A 20572-nucleotide genomic window follows, 5' to 3' on the forward strand; every position below is an offset into this window, starting at 1 on the left:
GCACCGCAAGATTTGTAGAACAGAATGATTTACGTAACGCGAGGCAAAACAACAAAAACGCCAAAGTGCAGCGCACCGCAAGATTTGTAGAACAGAACGATTTGCGTAACGCGGCGCAAAACAACAAAAACGCCAAGGTGCAGCGCACCGCAAGATTTGTAGAACAGAATGAGTTTGTGTAACGCGAGGCAAAACAACAAAAACGCCAAGGTGCAGAGCACCGCAAGATTTGTAGAACAGAACGATTTGCATAACGCGACGCAAAACAACAAAAACGCCAAGGTGCAGAGCACCGCAAGATTTGTAGAACAGAATGATTTGTATAACGCGACGCGAATCAACAAAAACGCAAAGGTGCAGAGCACCGCAAGATTTGTAGAAAGCGGTTTATGGCGTAAACGAAATTCGCCGTATGCCGAATGATTTTTCCACCACAACACACATTATCAAAATGGCAAATACCTATACACAGCTATACATACATATTGTTTTTTCGGTGAAGGGCCGTGAAAGCCTGATCAGCAAAGCATGGAAAAACGATTTGTATGCATATATCGGAGGAATAATCCTCAACCATCGCTCGAAGCCACTGGCAATTAATGGAATGCCCGATCACATTCATATTCTGATCGGCTACAACCCATCCACGCCGTTGCCGACCCTGGTTGAAGAAATCAAGACCTCTTCCAATAAATGGATTAAGGAGCATTTTAATCTGATGAATTTCAATTGGCAAAAAGGCTACGGTGCGTTTTCATATTCCCGGAGCAGTATCGACCAAGTGATCCGTTACATTGTCAGCCAGGAGGAGCATCATAGAAAAAAGACGTTCCGCGAAGAATACCTTCAAATGTTGCGAGACTTTGAAGTTGAATACAAAAACGAATATCTGTTTGATTTCCAGGAAATTTATGCGTGGAATTGACAGATTTTACCTAGTCCCAAATACAACAAAGAAAAATTAACCTCAATGAAAACCAAAGCGTTATCCTTTATCTTAGGTATTGTCCTGCTGGGATGTGCCTCTCAGCAAAACTCCCAGAACGCGTCGGTTAAAACTGCTTCTTCCAAGGGTGAAGCGAAGGCCCGCCGACTGGAAATCCTGTTTCTGGGCGACAAGGGCCATCACAAGCCCGCCGAACGCGTTCCGCAGATCATGGCTGCATTGGGTCCCAAAGGCTTCAACTTTACCTATACGGATAACCTCAACGACCTGAACCCCGAAACGCTCAGCAAGTACGACGCATTGATGCTGTATGCCAACTGGGACTCGATCGCGCCGCAACAGGCGAAGTCGCTGCTCGACTATGTGGCCAGCGGCAAAGGCTTTATCCCCATTCACTGCGCTTCCTACTGCTTCCGCAACAATGCAGAAGTGGTGAAGCTGATCGGAGGGCAGTTCTGGCGCCATACCTGGGATACGATCCAGCCGGTATGGACGAAGCCCGACCACCCCGCCATCGCAGGCGTGAAACCATTCAAAACGGTGGATGAAACGTATTTGCACACGCTGCTGCAACCCGATAACATCGTGCTTACCGAGCGCCTGATCCAGAAAGACCAGGAAAAAGATCGTCCTGGACAGCAGAAAGAGCCTTATACCTGGGTGAGGACTCACGGCAAAGGCCGCATTTTCTACACCGCATATGGCCACGACGAGCGCACCTGGGGTACGCAAGGCTTCCAGGATATGATCGAAAAAGGTATTTTGTGGGCTGTGAACGACGATGCACGCAAAGCATTGGCCGCATTGGCACCTAAGCCATTCGAATACCGCGAGGCGAAGCTTCCTAACTACGAACAACGCCCGGGTGCCCAAATGCAGCAGTTGCCGCTTTCGCCGGAAGAATCTGTAAAGCATATTCAAATCCCCGTCGACTTTACATTGAGCGTCTTCGCGCACGAGCCGGACGTGATGCACCCGATCGCGATGACCTGGGATGAGCGCGGCAGACTATACGTGTTGATCACCAAAGATTATCCGAACGAACGCAAAGACACCGGCGGTAGCGACTACATCCTCATCTGCGAAGACACAAACAATGACGGCAAGGCCGACAAATTCACCAAATTCGCCGATGATCTGAGCATTCCTACCGGTATGGCTTTCGCAAACGGCGGTCTGGTTGTTTCACAGGCTCCGCACATGCTGTTTTTGCAGGATACCAACGGCGATGATAAGGCTGATGTAAAGAAAATTCTCTTCTCCGGCTTCGGTACGGGCGATACCCATGCCGGTCCTTCCAACCTGCATTACGGTTTCGACAACTGGGTTTACGGCTCGGTAGGTTACTCGGGCTTCAAAGGCAAGGTAGGCAACAGCGACCAACTCGATTTCGGTCAGGCATTGTTCCGTTTCAAACCGGATGGTTCGGACATGGAAATCGTTGCCAAAACTTCTAACAATACCTGGGGATTGGGCTTCAATGAGGCTGGTGATTTGTTCGGTTCCACTGCCAACAACTCGCACGGCTGGTACAGCGCCATTCCTAACCGCTATTTCGGAGCAAGCAAAGTCGATAACGGTAGCCGCAGCACCGATACCCACAAGGATATGCAGCCTATTACCCCAAAAGTGCGCCAGGTTGACGTTTTCGGTGGATTTACCGCCGCAGCAGGTCATAACTTTTACACCGCCCGCGCCTATCCGAAACAATACTGGAACAAAGTCGCATTCGTTTCCGAGCCTACCGGCCACATTCTGCACCAGAACGTGATGGTGAAAAAAGGCACCGATTATGAAGATCAGCTTGGTTTTAACCTCCTCGCGGGTGCCGATGAATGGGTTGCTCCCGTGTTCGCGGAAGTAGGCCCGGACGGTGCTGTGTGGGTGGCGGACTGGTACAGCTACATCATTCAGCACAACCCGACACCCAAGGGTTCCGAAAACGGAAAAGGTAACGCCTATGAAACGCCATTGCGCGATTTCACACACGGCCGTCTCTACCGCATCGGCTGGAAGAATGCGCCGAAATACACGCCGATCACGCTGAGCAAATCGCGCCCGGAAGAGCTGGTAGCAACGTTGAAAAACAACAATATGTTCTGGCGCCAGCACGCGCAACGCCTTTTGGTGGAACGCGGTAATAAAGATGTAGTAGGCAAACTGGTTGAACTCGTTAAAGACAAATCAGTCGACGAAATAGGCCTGAATACCGCTGTGATCCACGCATTGTGGACGCTGGAAGGCCTGAACGCGATCTCCGACCCGCAAGTACTGCCGGTCGTGGTGGAAGCATTGAAACACCCATCCAACGACGTACGCAAAACAGCTGTAAAAGTGCTCCCACGCACCGCCGCAACCGGCGAAGTATTGCTCACCGCCGATGCATTGCACGACAAAGAGCCATTGGTTGTGCTGAACACGCTCCTCGCTTTCTCGGAAATACCTTTCACGCCGCAGATCGAGACCGCTGTACTGGCATTGCTGGATAACTATTCCAACGCGGAAGACCGCTGGATGCCGGATGCATTTGCCGCTATCCTCAATTCGCACGACGGTGCATTGCGTACTAAATACCTTGCGCAGCGTGTTGCCAAAGCCGGTTCGGCCAATGCTTCTGCTCAGCAAACAGCGTCTGCTAACCATGCAGATCATTCGGCGATGAATCACGAAGGTCATGGCGCAAGCAAAGTCACCGTCCAGGGCGCTGCCGACCTTGCGATTACCAACATCGTGATCGAGCCGAAAACGCCTTACGTACGGGAATACGCACGCGTGGTGATCGAGATTACCAATATTGGCTCCGTACCTGTAACCAAGGACCAGGTGCCTGTCGTGAATGTGGGCATCCGCAGCCGTTCTTTGAATACCAACTACATCAGCCGCCAGCTCACCAACGGCATTGCGCCGGGAGAGACCGTAAAGCTAGTAGAAGGTAACAACGGCCCGTGGAAAACGGCATTCGGTTTCACTTCCGATGAAGCGGGTAAAGTGAATGTAACGGCGACTGTCGATGTGGATAATGTGGTCCCTGAAAAAGACGAGAACAAAAACAACACGATGAGCAAGTCGTTCGAAGTGCGTCGCCTAGACCGCCTTTCCGACTTCGCGCTGGAACGTACCGTACGCGGCTACACTTCCTATGCAAGCGGCGACGATGTGCTGAAACTCATCCAGACCTCGCAATCACTCGACCCGCAAGGCCGCAATGCGATCGTAAAAGGTATTCTCGGCGCATGGAACCCGAAACGCAAAGAAACCGCTAACGACGAAGGCAAAAAACTGCTGGCAAGCGTTAAAAGCACAATCCCCGACGATCTAAGCAGCCGCTACACCACCTTGCTGGAATCTTACGGCATTAAAGAGGAAGTGGCAGCCGATCCGAATGTACAGGTCGTGACGATCAAGGCGATCCGTGAAGAAATGAAATTCACCGTGACCGAATTCACCGCGATTGCCGGTAAAACGGTTGAAATCGTGTTCGAAAACCCGGATGCGATGCAGCATAACGTTGTGGTAGGACGTCCCAAGTCTACCGAGATCATCGGCGCTGCTGCCGACAAGATGATCACCGCCAAAGACGGCGCAGAGAAGAATTATGTACCCAATATCCCCCAGGTCCTGGCTGCTACACCGCTCGTAAACCCCGGCCAGACTTACCGCTTGAAGTTTGTAGTACCGGATCAGGTAGGAGACTATCCGTATGTATGTACGTTCCCTGGCCACTGGCGCCTGATGACCGGGGTCATGAAAGTTGTAAAGGAAAAAGGGTTATAATTCTAAACTGCTGAGCCTATGGTTTCAAAACCCATTTCAATTTAGCGTATAGTTGTCAACGTTCAGATTCGCAGAGCATTCAAAATGCCTTCTGCGAATCTGGATGGCTGGATTTTAAAGCACAAAATGTGCGACGGGTTGTCGAATCCGCCGGAGGGTTATTTTTTTACCATTTTTTAAATAGTATTTATTCAATAATTTTTATTAATAAATAATTAGAAATACCAATAAATAACATAATGCTGTAACAACTACTCACATCTAACCCAGGTTAACAATGAACAACCAAAACAGACGAAACCCCCTCTCGGGGCTTCGCAGGCCTCTTTTTGCCCTTTTGGCAGCAGGATGCCTGTCGCCCCAGGAGGTCTGGTCGGAAAAATTGCGTTTTGAGCCGGCCGTCACCTACCGAAAACCCGTCGACAAAACCATCACCGGAAAGGTCGTCGATGAAAAAAGCAACCCGCTTCCCGGTGTAAGCGTGGTCGTGAAAGGCACCACTACGGGAAGCATTACCGGTGCCGACGGTTCCTACTCACTCAACGTGGCCGACAATGCGACCACGCTCTCCTTCTCCTTCATCGGCTACACCTCGCAGGAAATCGCGATCGGTAACCAGTCGAATATCCAGGTAACCCTGCTCCCCAGCAGCGAGGAACTGACGGAAGTAGTCGTGGTAGGTTACGGCACGCAATCACAGGCGACGCTTACCGGCGCGGTGAGCAGCGTACAGGCCAAAGATCTGATCAGGACCCCCGCTATCGGAACGGCCGATGCATTGGTGGGCCGCGTGCAGGGTATCACCGCCCGGAAGGCCGATGCCCGTCCCGGTGCAGCCACTACCATCCAGATCCGGAACATGGGTACACCCTTGTTTGTCATCGACGGCGTGCCTTCCGATGTCGGCAGTTTCAACAACCTTGGGCAGAACGACATTGAATCCGTTTCAATCCTGAAAGATGCTTCGGCCGCCATTTACGGTCTGCGGGCTGCCAACGGGGTGGTTTTGGTTACTACCAAAAGAGGTAAGGCAGGCGATGGTACGAAGATCAGCCTGTCGGGATATTATGGTCTGCAAAATTTCACCCGCTACCCCAAGCCCGCTAATGCATACCAGCACATGCGCGGGCTCGTGGAATCGGACGTAAACCAGGGCCGCGTGCCTTCCATTACCCCCGTCGAACTGGAAAAATGGCGCGTGGGTACTGAAAAGGGTTACCAGAGCTACGACTATTACGATATGGTAATGCGCCCGAATGTGCCCCAGTACTTCGGTAATGCGAGCGTGCAGGGCGGCAGCGAGAAGATGAATTACTTCCTCTCGATCAGCCACCTCAACCAGGATGCATTGATCCGTGATTATAATTTTAAACGGACCAACATTCAGGCCAACCTCGAATCGAGCCTTACGAAAGGTTTGAAAGTAGGAACGCAGATCAGCGGCCGGATCGAGAACCGGTTCCAGATCGGTGTACCGGGTTTGGACGATTATTTCAACCCCTTCCTAAGTATTTTCACCATGTGGCCTACGGAACGTCCTTACGCCAACGACAATCCTAAATACATCAATCAAACACACAATGTGAACGTCAACCCGGCTACTTACAAGCGCGACGTGACGGGTTATATCGACGAAGTCTGGCGGAATGTGAAAGGTAACTTTTACGCGGAATATGACTTCAAATTTGGCCTGAAAGCGAAAGGAACCTACTCCTATGCATTCACCAATTTCGATTTCGACGGTTTCGAATATACGTACGACGCCTATACCTACGACGAAAAGAACGATGCGTACAACGTGGTGCCCGGCGGCGGTAACCAAAACCCGTGGCGTGAGCGCCGGAAACGCAATATCGTCGACCGGTTTGCCCAGTTCCAGCTCAGTTATGCAAAAGCATTCGGTAACCACGACATTTCGGCCGTTGCCGCTTACGAGCGCTCCGACAATGTGAATACCTACCTCGTTGTCCACACCGTACCACCGAACAACTACATCCCGCTGATGTCGTTCGCGAACCAGGATATCCTTATCGACGAGTGGAGCACCGAAGCGCGGGCGGGTTATGTGGGAAGGATCAATTATGATTTCAAACAAAAATACCTGCTTGAACTCGTGGGCCGCTATGACGGATCGTTCCTCTATGCGCCCGGCAAACGGTACGGTTTCTTCCCGGGCGTTTCGGCCGGATGGCGTATTTCGGAGGAGAATTTCTTCAAAGGCAAACTCGAAAATGTATTCAGCAACCTGAAACTCCGTGCTTCCTATGGCCGTACCGGTGCCGACCGCATCAACAATGCCAACAACGATTTCGTAGTAGCGCCTTTCAGTTACCTGCCGGGTTACAACTTCTTGCAGGGAAGCGCGATTTTTGATGGAAATTACAACATTGGTGTGCGCCCGAGAGGCTTGCCGATCACTACGCTCTCATGGATTACCAACATTTCCACCAACATTGGTCTGGACTTTGGATTAATGGACGGAAAGCTTTCCGGTCAGTTCGATATTTTTGAAAGAAAGCGTACCGGCCTGCCCGCTGCCCGCTATGACGTGTTGCTGCCGTCCGAAGTGGGTTATACCCTTCCCAACGAAAACCTGAACTCCGACGTTAACCGCGGTCTGGAAGGGGTATTGACGTACAAAAGCAATGTAGGACAAATTGACTACACATTGAGCGCCAATGCTACCCTTTCCCGCCGCCGCGACCTTGATTTCTACAAACCGCGCTTTGGTAACTCCTACAATGAATACCGCGACTCATTTGTAGACCGTTGGGGCAATATCAACTGGGGTTACGAGGTAGTAGGCCAGTTCCAATCCATGCAGCAGATCGAAAGCCATACCGTGGACAACGACGGCCAGGGCAACCGCAGCCAGCTTCCGGGTGACTTCATTTACAAGGATACCAACGGCGACGGCATCATCAACAGCCTCGACGAACGTCCTATCGGTTATGCGGAAGGTGCTAACCCGTACCTGAGCTTTGCATTGAACGGCAGTGTTTCCTACAAAGGTTTCTCGATGTTCTTCGACTTTGCGGGTGCGTCGCTGCAAAGTTTCCAGCGCAACTGGGAATTGAAAATCCCTTACCAGAACAACGGTACATCGCCGGGCTACATGCTCGAAGACCGCTGGCACCGCGAAGATCCGTTCGACCCGAACAGCAAATGGATCCCCGGCACGTACCCGGCCATCCGCAAGGACAATACAAGCCACGTGAACTTCCGCAAAAGCGATTTCTGGATCACCAACGTGCGCTACATCCGCCTGCGTAACATCGAGTTCGGCTATTCATTTGACCAAAAAATCTCCAAAAAGCTCGGCCTTTCCGCATTGCGCATTTACGTGAACGCTTCCAACCTCTTCTCGATCGACAATGTGAAGAAGTACCAGATCGACCCGGAAATTTCATCGGGTAATGCGCTCGTGTATCCGCAGCAGCGATTGTTCAATGCAGGCTTTAACCTCACTTTCTAAAAACTGGTTATGAAAAAATTATCACTGAAAATATGGGTCGGAGCTTCTATGCTGGTCTTTGCCGGTTGCAACGACTGGCTCGAACGTAAGCCGCAGAATATCATTCTTGAAGAACAGGTCTGGAACGACCCGAAGATGATCACCGGGCTTTTGGCCAACTATTACGATCGCCTGCCCTACCATACCGACCTCAGCCACGGCTCCAATGGCGATGTCAATGCGAACAACCGGGAAGGCTGGCAGGATTTTGCGGCGTATGACGAAGCAATGTGGTCCAACAACGACGACGCGCGGAACAATATCATCAATTATGGTTTCGATCGCTGGCGTCTTTGGGATTATAGCCTGATCCGCGACATTAACCTCGCTCTGGAAAACATCCAGACCTACGCCGTGAAGCTTTCGGATGCTCAAAAGACCCAGTTCTCGGCAGAACTTCGCTTTCTGCGTGCTTATGTGTATTTCGAGCACGTGAAGCGGATGGGCGGCGTTCCGCTGGTAACCAAGCAGCTGATCTACAATTTCGATGGTAACCCGTCGGCCTTGCAGCAGCCCCGCAACAAGGAAGAAGAAGTGTACGATTTCATCGCCAGCGAGCTGGATGCGGTGAAAGATGTGCTCGGCAATGGTACGAGCAACACCCGTGCGAACAAGTTTACGGCGCTGGCCGTGAAAAGCCGTGCGATGCTGTACGCGGCGTCCATTGCGAAGTATAATAACAAAATGGCGTCACCCATCACCACGCCCGGCGGCGAGGTAGGCATTCCGGCGGCCAGGGCTAATGATTATTATACCAAATCCCTGGCAGCAGCGGAGGAGATCATCAGCAGCGGCAGTTATGAGCTCTACAAAACCAATCCGGACAAGGGTACCAACTTCTACGAGGCCATTACCAAAAAGAGCGCCAACCGGGAGGTGATATGGGCACAGGATTTCCTGGTTAGTAAAGACAAACGCCACGGTTTCACGTACGACAACATCGCGCGTAATGTTCGCGAGGATAACCTTTCGTCCTCGTCCATTACCCCGTCGCTCAACCTTGTGGAAGATTACGAGTACCTCGACGGCTCTTCCGGTGAGCTCAAAAACCGCAACGCCGGCAACACCGACTATGTTTACTACGACAAGTTGCAGGACATTTTCGCCAACAAAGACGCGCGTCTTTACGGAACGATCATTTATCCGGGCACGAGTTTCCGCGGTTCGGAAGTACAGATCCAGGCGGGTGTAAAAGTGTGGGATAATGCGACCAATGCATTCAAAACCGTCGAATCCAACGTCCTGGGCTCTGCATATGACGACGGCGGCCTGCTTACGGGCGCTTCCGGCCCGCAGCGTTCGCAAACGGAGGTTTCCAACACGGGCTTCTATCTGCGCAAATATGTGGATCAGACGGCCATGTCGAGCACGCGCGGTATCCGCAGCGATATGTGGTGGGTGCGTTTTCGCCTGGGAGAAATGTACCTGAATGCGGCCGAAGCGGCTTTCGAGCTGGGGCAGAATGCCAATGCATTGAAATATGTAAACACCCTGCGCGAACGTGCCGGCTTCCCCGCGAACAGCCTGAAAACGCTGACGCTCGAAAAACTCCAGAACGAACGTCGCGTGGAACTTGCATTCGAAGACCACCGGGTATGGGATGTGAAAAGATGGCGTATCGCGCACGAAATATGGAACGGCAACGCCTCGAACCCCGACGCGGTGATGTATGCCCTGTACCCGTACCGTGTCGTGCGCCCGGGTCACGCGACGCACGGGAAGTATGTTTTTGACAAGCTTGTAGCGCCCCGTTTCAGAGCGCCAAGATTTTTCCAGATGGGCAATTACTATTCTTCCATTTTGCAGGCCATCATCGATAACAACCCGAAAATCATCCGTAACCCATTCCATTAATCGCAATGAAATCAAAAATCATCCAATGCATTCCCGCGTTGCTGCTGGCATTCATGGTCGGCCTGTCGGGTTGCGAAAAAGATAACCGCACCGAGCCGAAGTCGGTGCTGAAAGGCAGAGTCGTATTTGAAGGACAACCCATTGGCCTGCGCTCCAATGGCGTCCAGCTCGAACTCTGGCAGTATGGCTACCAGCTTTTTACCAAAATACCCGTGCATATCGATCAGGACGGTAAATTCTCGGCCTCGCTTTTCGATGGCAACTACAAACTCGTGCGGCTGCGCGGCAACGGTCCCTGGGCGGACAATACCGACTCCATCGACGTCGAACTGCGTGGTTCCAAGGAGATCGACGTGCCGGTTAACCCCTATTTTGTACTTAAAAATGATGTGTATGCCAAAGGAGAAGGCAAGGTTTCGGCCACTTTCAACGTACAGCAAGTTGCTACGGGCCGCACGATCGAGCGCGTGAACCTCTACATTGGCACCACTACTATTGTCGATCCGAATAACAATGTCGGTAATGCACAGGAAGTAGCCGCAAACCTGACCGATCTGTCGAAACCGGTTACGCTGACAGCCACCATTCCCGCTGGCCTCGCGTCACGCGAGTACGTTTATGCGCGTATAGGCGTGAAGACTTCGGGCGTCGGCGAAATGCTGTTCGGCATTCCGCAGAAGATTATGTTGAAATAATGAGGCACTTCATTTTCCTACTACTCATCCTGGGCGCGCAAACCGGTCGCGCCCAGGATTCTTTGCAAACGAATATCCCTGTCCACGATCCGGTGATGATCCGGCAGGACGGGGTTTATTACGTTTTCGCCACCGGTCGGGGTATCAGCATGTGGTCGTCGAAGGATATGCAAAACTGGAAAAAGGAGAAACCGGTTTTTGGCGCGCCGCCTGAATGGGCCGTCAAAGCCGTTCCCGGTTTCAAGGGGCATATCTGGGCACCGGATATTTCACATCACAACGGGTTGTATTACCTCTATTATTCGATTTCCACATTTGGCAAAAACCGCTCCTGCATTGGCCTAACGACCAACAAGACCCTGAATCCCGCCAGCCCCGACTACCTTTGGACAGATCACGGACAGGTAATCGAATCCGTTCCTGGCCGCGACGAATGGAACGCCATCGACCCTAATCTGATCGTCGACGAACAGCGGCAACCCTGGCTCGCATTCGGGTCGTTTTGGAACGGTATCAAACTCGTAAAACTGAATGCCGACGCCCGCGGCATTGCCCAACCACAAACCTGGTTCACGCTCGCAAGCGTCCCGCGCACGAGGCCGGGCAGCGATTCGACAGCCGGTAACGGGGCCATCGAGGCGCCATTTATTTTCAAAAAATTTGATTATTTCTACCTCTTTGCCTCCTATGATTATTGTTGCCGGGGCGAAAAAAGTACCTACAAAATGCGCGTAGGCCGCTCCAAAACACTCGCCGGCCCCTACCTCGACAAGAATGGCGTGCCGATGACACAAGGCGGCGGGACATTGGTTCTGGAAGGCGATGCAGATTGGCACGGAGTTGGGCATAATGCGGTCAGCACGTTCGACGGGGTGGATTACCTGGTTTTTCATGGGTATGATGCCAGGGATAAGGGTCGTTCCAAGTTGCGCGTGGAGCAGCTGGATTGGCAGGACGACTGGCCTGTGCTGCGTTCGCATTGATGTTACATCGCCAAGCGCAACCGAAAAAATGCAAATCTACTCCCAAAATCCAAACCCGCATAAGGCATTAACCAACCTTCCTGCGTATATTTAGTATTATGAAAGTCGTACAATTCACCATACCCGTTTCCCGCGAAAGTACAATTGTTGTTCAGGAAGAAAAGCTACCCCATTACTACCCGCATTTGCACCGCCACCGCGAGGTGCAGATCGAGTGGGTGGTGGAAGGTTCGGGTATCCTGGTCGCGGGGAATTATATGCAGCGATTCGAATCGGGCGACATTTACATTATCGGGGCCAACCAATCGCATATTTTCAAGAATGACGAATCTTATTTCAACCCCGACGAACCCAGACAAATCCACTCCGTTTCCATCTTTTTCGATCCTAATTATTTATCCCAGAATATCCTGAGCTTACCGGAAATGGTCAATATCCGGAAGTTTGTCCACGGGGTACACAACGGGTTCCAGATTCCGGAAGAAGCGCGGGAGGCGGTACAGAAAATCATTTCCGAAATTATTCATCATAAGGAGAGTCAGCGGGTCGCCGCATTTATCAAGCTGCTCTACCAATTTTCAACAACCCGCGACCTGAAACCGCTCGCGACGAGTAACAGCGAGCAGGTGATTTCCGAAGTCGAGGGTATCCGCATGGACCGCATTTTCCAATACCTCGTCACGAACTACAAACGCCACATTTCCCTCGCCGAGATCTCCGAAGTCGCCAACCTCACGCCCCAGGCTTTCTGCCGGTATTTCAAAAAGCATACCGACAAAACCTTCGTGAGTTTCCTGAACGAAGTGCGCATCAACGAGGCTTGCAAGATTATCCTTTCCGGTAAGTTCGATAGCTTTTCGGACATCTGCTACCAGACCGGCTTCGACCATGTGACGAATTTCAACCGGGTTTTCAAAAAAACGACCGGCATGTCGCCCGGAGAGTACCAGAAGGGGTTTAGGGATATTTAAGCGTCGTGGGGTTGTGAGGAATGGTCAGGAGTAGTCAGGCGTGGCCAGGCGTTGTAGGGCGATATGCCACGAATTGGCTAAATTGGGGACTGATTAGCTATTCTCTTAAACCGTTCTTTTGAAAACCACACCTGAAACCGCCTGGAAAATCTGGATCGACACCGGCGGGACTTTTACCGACTGCCTCGCCATTGATCCGGCCGGAAACAAAACGCGCATCAAAGTACTCAGTTCCAGCTGCCTTCGTGGCCGCATTACGGATAAATTGAGCCCCGGCACCTACCGTTTCGAAGCGTCATGGCAGTACGATAGCGCCATCTTCAAAAACTATACATTCAAACTGCGCGGCACCGAAACGCATAGCCGCATCGGAAGTGTCGACGCGCAGCAGCAAACCATTACGTTAACCGACGATCTTCCCTTCGGTCAACCCGTCGATTTTGAAATAACCACCGGTGAAGAAGCTCCTGTCCTCGCGGCGCGGTTGCTTACCGGAACTCCGCTCGATCAACCGCTTCCACCCATTAACATGAGATTGGGTACAACCAAAGGTACCAATGCATTGCTCGAACGAAAAGGCGCCAAAACACTGCTGGTTGTTACAAAGGGTTTTAAAGATTTGCTTTATATCGGCAATCAGCAACGTCCGTCGCTTTTTCAGCTTGATATTCCTGAACCGAAATTGCTTTACAGCGAAGTACTGGAAGTCGATGAAAGGCTCGATTCGGGCGGGAATGTGCTTGAAACACTGGATTTGACTGATTTTAAACCCAAAGAAGGACCTACTGATTACAAGTCAGTTGCTCTTTCCCTTTTGCATTCCTACCAAAACTCCGACCATGAAAAACAACTGGCAGATTGGTTTGCCGGAAATGGAGCCCGATATATTTCAACATCTTCCGAGCTGTTTCCCTTCTCTCATTACCTGCGAAGGACGCAAACTGCGGTCGTGAATGCCTACCTCGACCCTATTCTGGATCAGTATTTAACCAATATTCGTACAGTACTGGGTAGTGCCGCACAGGATAGTGCCGCACTGAACGGCGGCAGCCTGCAAGTCATGACCAGCACTGGCAGTCTCGCCGAAGCGAGCGGTTTCCGGGCGAAAGACAGTTTGCTGAGCGGCCCGGCCGGTGGGATGGTCGCAGCCACCAATTTTGCCCAAAAACTGGGCTTTTCGAAGGCCATTACCTTCGACATGGGCGGTACGAGTACGGATACCGCGCTGGTCGACGGCCAGCCTGAACTGAAATACATTACCGAAATCGACGGTATCGAATTCCATAACCCTACCCTGGCTATCGAAACCGTGGCGGCGGGCGGCGGTTCGGTGTGCTGGTTTGATGGTTTTTCGCTGCAAGTAGGCCCAGAAAGTGCGGGGGCATCGCCTGGCCCCGCCTGCTACGGTGCGGGCGGACCATTGACGGTAACCGACCTAAATCTGCTGCTTGGCAAGCTGGAAACATCGAAATTCAGCATTCCCATCGACGCCGGGGCTGCCATTTCAAGGCTAGACGAACTACGTGCCGATATTGAACGCAAAACCGGCAATCTGCTAGGCCATCACGAAATCCTTACCGGCCTCGAAAGCATTGCCAACGAAAAAATGGCCGACGCGATCCGTAAGATTTCGGTAGAAAAGGGCATTAATCCCAATGCATTTGCCCTGGTAACATTCGGCGGCGCGGGGGGCCTCCACGCATGCCAGCTAGCCGAACTGCTGGACATGGACACAGTGCTACTGCCCTACGACGGCGGGCTTTTCAGCGCGGCGGGCATCGGCGAGGCATTGATCAGCACCATTGTTTCGAAACAAATCCTGCTGCCGTGGAACGAAGCCTCGGGAAGCATTGGCGAATGGCAGGAGGTTTTGGAAAAACAGGCCACCGCTATTTTGGAAAAACAGGGCATCACGACCTTTGAAACAGTATTTTACCATGTTTACCTTCGGTTCGCAGGCCAGGAAAATACCGTTGAAATTCCTTATTCGGGCGATGCTACCCTATCCGTCTTTGAAGAAACTTACCGCGCGCAATTCGGTTATTTCCCTGCCAATGCGGTTGTGGAGCTGGAAAGCGTGAAACTGAAAATGCAGGAACAGGGCCCCCGTATTGAACCATTATCGGTTATTCAAACTGGACAGAGCGCACAGCATTTGGCTTACAGCAAGCCATTTTTAAGTGATTTACATTTGCCCGAAACTCCTGTCTTCGAATGGGACAACCTTCAACCCGGTGATGAGTTGACAGGACCTTCCATTTTGCTCAACAATACTTCCACAACCTATTTACCGAAAGGTTGGAAGCTGGTTATCCAACAAGGCCTGGACGCCATAGCCTGGAAAACGCAGACTGCCCAAACCCATGCCGAAGCGCAAAGCGAGGAAGTCGCATTGCAGCTTTTCACAAACCGCTTCAAGGCCATTGCCGATGAAATGGGTGTCCAATTACAGCGGACGGCCTTTTCCGTCAATGTTAAAGAGCGCCTCGATTTCTCCTGCGCCCTGCTCGACGCCCACGGCGAGCTCCTCGTCAACGCGCAACACATACCCGTACACCTGGGTAGCATGGGCATATGCGGGCGCCTGGTGCGCGAGGCCATCGCGATCGGCCCTGGCGATGTGGTGATTACCAACCATCCGCGCTACGGTGGCTCGCATTTGCCGGACATTACGTTGATTGCCGGGGTATTTACCGGGGATGGAACGTGTACAGGTTACGTGATCAACCGGGCACACCATGCCGAAGTCGGCGGTAAAACGCCGGGTTCGATGCCACCCGATGCGACCTGTCTGGCAGAGGAAGGCGTCGTAATCATACCGCAATACCTGGTGAAGGCGGGCGAGTTTCAATGGGAGGCGCTGCGGGCGCTCTTCCAGGGTGGCCCCTACCCTACGCGGTCGTTCCTTTCCAACGAGGCAGATATTATTGCCGCACTGTCGGCTTTAAAAAAAGGCAGTACGCAATTGCTGAAACTCGTGGAAAACCACGGACTGGAAACGGTGCAAAAATACATGGGTATGCTCAAACAAACCGCCGTTTTACAGCTTCGGAATGCATTGCGACCGTTGCAAGGACAGGTTTTCGCAGCTTCGGAATTGCTGGACGACGATCATCGGATTGCCGTAAAAATCAGCATATCCGATAATAAGCAAATATTCGACTTCACGGGAACATCCGGCGCTCATCCGAATAATCTGAATGCGAATATTTCGATTTTGTACAGCGCCATTTTGTACGTTTTAAGGCTTTTAGTCGATAAGGAGATTCCTTTGAATGATGGCTTAATGCAAGATGTGGAGATCCAATTGCCTGAAAACAGTTTCCTGCACCCCCAATTTTCCGACGACCCGTGGCAATGCCCGGCGGTGGTAGGCGGGAACACGGAGGTGAGCCAGCGGTTGGTCGATACTTTGTTGAAGGCATTCGGTCTGGCGGCTTGCAGCCAGGGAACGATGAACAACTTCCTGTTCGGCAACGAGCAGTTTGGGTATTATGAAACCATCAGCGGCGGCGTGGGTGCAGGCAATGGCTTCAATGGCCGTTCGGCGGTGCATCAGCATATGACCAATACGCGCATTACCGATCCCGAGCAACTGGAAAGGAAATATCCGGTGCGGTTACTGGAATTTGGTATTCGCCGTGGCTCCGGCGGCGCCGGGCGTTGGCGCGGCGGGGATGGGATTGTGCGGAAGCTCCAATTCCTGGCGCCGTTGCAGGTGACATTACTCGGACAGCACCGGCGGTATGCGCCTTATGGAATGCAGGGCGGTGCGGACGGCCTTTGCGGGCGGCATATGCTTTTTTCAAATGGATCTGACAGTGAACTGCCTGGAATTTGTAGTCTGAAAGTGAATGCGGGGGATGTTTTGACTATTGAAACTCCGGGAGGTGGTGGTTTTGGAGCTTAAACTTTAATATGTCAAAAAACAAAAACGCCCTGCTAGGCGCCGCATTCCTGATGGCCACCTCCGCGGTAGGCCCCGGCTTCCTGACCCAAACGACCGTTTTCACCGAAAAGCTGGCGACCAGCTTCGGCTTTGTCATTTTACTATCGATATTGATCGACCTGGCGGTCCAGTTCAACATCTGGCAAATCATTACCGTTTCCGGTAAACGCGCCCAGGACCTCGCCAACGACCTCTTCCCGGGCCTCGGTTACCTGCTTGCATTCCTCATCGTGTCGGGCGGGCTCGCATTCAACATCGGCAATGTGGCCGGCGCAGGCCTTGGCATCGAAGCCATGACGGGCGTCAGCGTCCAAACGGGCTCCGTCATCAGCGCAGCCATGGCTATCGGTATTTTCCTGTTCAAAGAAGCGGGTAAGGCCATGGACAGTTTTGCCAAAATACTGGGCTTTGTCATGATCGTACTCATTCTGTACGTCGCATTTACCTCGCACCCGCCGCTCGGCAGCGCCATTCAGCATACCTTTTTCCCCGAAAAATTTGATGCCATCGCCACCCTCACGCTCGTAGGCGGGACCGTGGGCGGGTACATTTCGTTCGCGGGCGCGCACCGCCTGCTCGACTCGGGCGTACGCGGCGAGAGCGCATTGCAGGAAGTGAACCGCGGCGCATCCACCGGCATCCTCATTACCGCTTTAATACGCTATTTACTCTTCCTCGCCACGCTTGGCATTATCCTTGCCGGTACGAGCATTAACCCTGACAACCCGGCCGCTTCGGTATTCGAAAATGCGGCCGGAACGTTCGGCAAGCAGCTTTTTGGATTGATGATCTGGGCGGCAGCCATCACGTCCGTCGTCGGCGCGGCTTATACCTCTATTTCCTTTTTGAGGTCGTTTCACCCTCTTATAGAGCAATATCAGTCCTACATTACCATTGCTTTTATCCTCATTTCGACTATCATTTTTCTGCTCGTCGGCCGGCCCGTGAGAGTACTGATTTTTGTAGGTACTTTAAATGGTTTTGTCCTGCCGATTGCCCTTGCCATTTTGCTTATCGCGAGCCGGAAACAGCGGTTAATGGGTGGTTATAAACATCCGGTACCGCTTCAAATCGCCGGCTGGGCTGTTGTGCTCATTCTGCTTGCGATGGGTTTTAATATATTCTAAAACCGGGCAATGCCCATCCTTTAACCATGAAGAAAATACTTCTCCTGACTCTTTCCTTAGTTGCAGTGCAAACGATCCACGCTCAGAAACCGCGGGAGCTGGTCATTCAAATTAATCCAAAAAATAAAGCACAAAAGATCGACAACTTCGGCGCCGCCGGGGCGTGGTTTACCGAAGGCATCGCTAAAAGCTGGCCTACCCAAAACCGCGAACAAATGGCCGAATGGCTTTTCAGCAAGGAACTCGACACTAATGGTAATCCCAAAGGCATCGGGCTTTCCGCCTGGCGCTTCAACATAGGCGGCGGCACGACCGAACAGGGCGACAGCAGCGGCATTACCGACTTCCGAAAACGTGTGGAATGCTTCCTGAGGCCGGATGGTACGTACGACTGGTCGAAACAAGCGGGTTATGTATGGTTTACCAAAAAAGCGAAGGAATACGGCGTCGAAAACCTGATCGCATTCTCCAACACCCCGCCGGTGCAATTCACGAAGAACGGCCGGGGCTATAAAACGGACAAAGACTACATTTCAAACCTCAAACCCGAGCATTACGGCGACTATGCCCAATTTTTGGCCACGGTTTTAAAGCATTTCGATGATGAAGGTTTGCATTTCAAATACATCAGCCCCGTCAACGAACCGCAATGGGACTGGTACCACGCTCCCGGCCAGGGCGCCAAGCAGGAAGGCAGTCCGTGGCGCAACGACGAGATCGCCCGCGTAGCCAGGTCCCTCGACAGCGCATTGACCGTCCATCGCTCGACCTCACAAATCCTTCTCTCCGAAGCTGCACAGCTCGATTTTCTGTACACCAGGAACGGCAACGCTACCCGACAAACGCAAGCTTTCTTTAACCCGAAAAGTAAGCTGGCATTAACCAACCTGAAACACCTCCCACCCCTCATAGGCGGCCACAGCTACTTCACCGACAAAGGCGACAGCGCCCGGATCGCCATCCGCCGCCACGTGGCCGACACCACCGCCAAATACGGCGTCACCTTCTGGCAAACTGAATATTCCATGCTCGCCGACGGCTACCGTGAGGGCAAAACCGGGCGCATCCCGGCCATCGACTGCGCGTTGTTCCTCTCCAAAGTCATCCACGACGACCTTGTATACGGCAACGCCTCCGCCTGGCAACTCTGGAACAGCTGGGAACCCGGCAACCCCGACTTCGACACGCGGTACTACCTCATCGCGCTCGCACCTTCCTCGCGCGAGTACGTGGACGGCAGCATTACTGCTACCAAAAATTTGTGGGCATTGGGCCATTACAGCCGCTTTATACGCCCCGGCATGCACCGCCTGAACGTCGAACGCGGCGACAAACTCAGCAAAGAGCAAATCGCGCAGGATATGATGGTTTCGGCTTATGCGAATGAGAAACAGGTTGTTTTGGTAGCCATTAACTATGGGAATGAAGAACGGGTTTTGAGGCCGGAGGTTAACGGGTTTAATGTGAAAGGCGCGGACGTTTATTTGACTACCGGGGAGAAGGGGGTGGATATGCGGAAGGGGAAGGTCGGGAGTTTGAAGGGCGGGGTGATGATCCCAGGGCGGGGGATCGTGACGATTGTCTTAAACAACTAATAGTGTGTATCTTAGCCTTGAATTCTTTCCAAAGGCAAGGCAATGGAGTATGAAAGCGTAAAATCCGATGATGGCCGAACATTGCTATTCAGTGTCGGGGAATTTTATGAAAAAATTGTACTCCAGAACCATTGCTTTATTTGTGGAGCGCCGCCTCATTCGAAAGAATTCAACAATGAGCACATTCTTCCCGATTGGCTTCTGGCAAAGTATCAGCTGCACAGCCAGATCATAAACCTGCCAAACCAGTTAGGTCAACTTTACGGCAAATACACCATTCCATGTTGTAAAGACTGCAATTCGGAACTTGGAGACAAAGTGGAGATTCCGATGAGCAGGCTATTAAAATTGCCATTTAATGAATTTACAGGCGCACTGGCTAATTCATATGAAACATTCGGTCTTCTGTTCCAATGGCTCAATCTGATCTTTTTCAAGACGCATCTTAAAGATATGCATTTTGATTGGACCATGGACAAAAGGCAAGAGAGTGCCAAAATTGGCGCATCTTATACATGGGAGGCTATGCATCATATTCACTGTATCGCCCGATCGAAATACACCCACGCATTCATCGCCCCGGAAGTTATGGGCTCTATTTTTATCCTGCCGGCCATTCGGCATGGTTCAATTCCGCAGTTTTATTTTCACGATAACACCGCCGCCCAGACAATCCTTATTCACCTGGATGAAATAGTCATAATAGGTGTTTTAAACGACTCATGTGCCGTTCTCAGCACCCTCAGCAACACGCTCGGCAGAATTACCGGGCCTTTGACGCCCTTCCAGATGTGCGAGTTATTTGCAATCGCGACCCATTGCAACCTGAGTTTAAAAAACAGGCCCGTGTTTTACTCCGAGATATCCGGAAAAGATGGCTATCAGATAAAAGCCGATCTTCCCACACTCGAATTTGATCAGGACAAGGCAGGTACCACTGTTGGAGAGTTGCTTTATTTTCAGGTGAAGGAAATGATTACCAAAACGCCCGACACGGAAAGGATACTGGCAGAAATAAAAGACAACAAACGGACCTATCTCTTCAACCGGAATGGCGAGTTTGCCGATCATCGAAGCGATTTACGATAATTTCCGAGCAAAGAATAAATGGCTGGTTTCGCTTATCAGGTAAGTTGACTTGGACTTCCGTAGCCGTTCCCACTC

At 51.8% G+C, this 20572-nt stretch carries 12 protein-coding genes; all 12 read left to right on the forward strand.

The window, feature by feature from the left end:
- The coding region (locus tag BMW93_RS35405; RefSeq protein ID WP_177194061.1) for a hypothetical protein at positions 1 to 182 on the forward strand (182 nt) is incomplete at its 5' end.
- Between the two features lie 269 nt (positions 183 to 451).
- Complete coding sequence (gene tnpA / locus BMW93_RS10175; RefSeq protein WP_090376201.1) at positions 452 to 925, forward strand: IS200/IS605 family transposase; 474 nt, start codon at positions 452 to 454, stop codon at positions 923 to 925.
- Positions 926 to 970: 45 nt separating this feature from the next.
- On the forward strand, positions 971 to 4720 hold the full coding sequence (locus BMW93_RS10180) for a PVC-type heme-binding CxxCH protein (protein WP_090375133.1): 3750 nt from the start codon (positions 971 to 973) through the stop codon (positions 4718 to 4720).
- Between the two features lie 277 nt (positions 4721 to 4997).
- Positions 4998 to 8195, forward strand: a complete 3198-nt coding sequence (locus tag BMW93_RS10185; RefSeq protein ID WP_090375134.1) for a TonB-dependent receptor — start codon at positions 4998 to 5000, stop codon at positions 8193 to 8195.
- Between the two features lie 9 nt (positions 8196 to 8204).
- Positions 8205 to 10088: a RagB/SusD family nutrient uptake outer membrane protein gene (locus BMW93_RS10190; RefSeq protein WP_090375135.1), complete on the forward strand. Its 1884-nt coding sequence runs from the start codon at positions 8205 to 8207 to the stop codon at positions 10086 to 10088.
- A gap of 5 nt (positions 10089 to 10093) precedes the next feature.
- Entirely contained in the window at positions 10094 to 10783 is a 690-nt protein-coding gene (locus BMW93_RS10195; protein WP_090375136.1) for a DUF3823 domain-containing protein, read from the forward strand.
- Complete coding sequence (locus BMW93_RS10200) at positions 10783 to 11766, forward strand: arabinan endo-1,5-alpha-L-arabinosidase (protein ID WP_090375137.1); 984 nt, start codon at positions 10783 to 10785, stop codon at positions 11764 to 11766. The genes BMW93_RS10195 and BMW93_RS10200 overlap by 1 nt, the downstream gene beginning before the upstream one ends.
- Before the next feature lie 98 nt (positions 11767 to 11864).
- On the forward strand, positions 11865 to 12737 hold the full coding sequence (locus BMW93_RS10205) for an AraC family transcriptional regulator (RefSeq protein ID WP_090375138.1): 873 nt from the start codon (positions 11865 to 11867) through the stop codon (positions 12735 to 12737).
- 118 nt (positions 12738 to 12855) lie between these two features.
- A complete protein-coding gene (locus BMW93_RS10210) occupies positions 12856 to 16647 on the forward strand; it encodes a hydantoinase B/oxoprolinase family protein (RefSeq protein WP_090375139.1) in 3792 nt (1263 codons plus the stop codon).
- Positions 16648 to 16655: 8 nt separating this feature from the next.
- Entirely contained in the window at positions 16656 to 17813 is a 1158-nt protein-coding gene (locus BMW93_RS10215) for an NRAMP family divalent metal transporter (RefSeq protein WP_090375140.1), read from the forward strand.
- A gap of 26 nt (positions 17814 to 17839) precedes the next feature.
- Positions 17840 to 19408: a glycoside hydrolase gene (locus BMW93_RS10220; protein ID WP_090375141.1), complete on the forward strand. Its 1569-nt coding sequence runs from the start codon at positions 17840 to 17842 to the stop codon at positions 19406 to 19408.
- A 42-nt stretch (positions 19409 to 19450) separates the two neighbouring features.
- Positions 19451 to 20497: a hypothetical protein gene (locus BMW93_RS10225; protein ID WP_090375142.1), complete on the forward strand. Its 1047-nt coding sequence runs from the start codon at positions 19451 to 19453 to the stop codon at positions 20495 to 20497.
- Positions 20498 to 20572 lie beyond the last annotated feature (75 nt).

Origin of the sequence: Dyadobacter sp. SG02, assembly GCF_900109045.1 — a bacterium.
GTDB lineage: Bacteria > Bacteroidota > Bacteroidia > Cytophagales > Spirosomataceae > Dyadobacter.

Coding starts and splice junctions, on each gene's coding strand:
- BMW93_RS10195 (WP_090375136.1), top strand. CDS start 10,094: ATGAAATCAAAAATCATCCAATGCATTCCCGCGTTGCTGCTGGCATTC.
- BMW93_RS10185 (WP_090375134.1), top strand. CDS start 4,998: ATGAACAACCAAAACAGACGAAACCCCCTCTCGGGGCTTCGCAGGCCT.
- BMW93_RS10225 (WP_090375142.1), top strand. CDS start 19,451: ATGGAGTATGAAAGCGTAAAATCCGATGATGGCCGAACATTGCTATTC.
- tnpA (WP_090376201.1), top strand. CDS start 452: ATGGCAAATACCTATACACAGCTATACATACATATTGTTTTTTCGGTG.
- BMW93_RS10180 (WP_090375133.1), top strand. CDS start 971: ATGAAAACCAAAGCGTTATCCTTTATCTTAGGTATTGTCCTGCTGGGA.
- BMW93_RS10215 (WP_090375140.1), top strand. CDS start 16,656: ATGTCAAAAAACAAAAACGCCCTGCTAGGCGCCGCATTCCTGATGGCC.
- BMW93_RS10220 (WP_090375141.1), top strand. CDS start 17,840: ATGAAGAAAATACTTCTCCTGACTCTTTCCTTAGTTGCAGTGCAAACG.
- BMW93_RS10200 (WP_090375137.1), top strand. CDS start 10,783: ATGAGGCACTTCATTTTCCTACTACTCATCCTGGGCGCGCAAACCGGT.
- BMW93_RS10190 (WP_090375135.1), top strand. CDS start 8,205: ATGAAAAAATTATCACTGAAAATATGGGTCGGAGCTTCTATGCTGGTC.
- BMW93_RS10205 (WP_090375138.1), top strand. CDS start 11,865: ATGAAAGTCGTACAATTCACCATACCCGTTTCCCGCGAAAGTACAATT.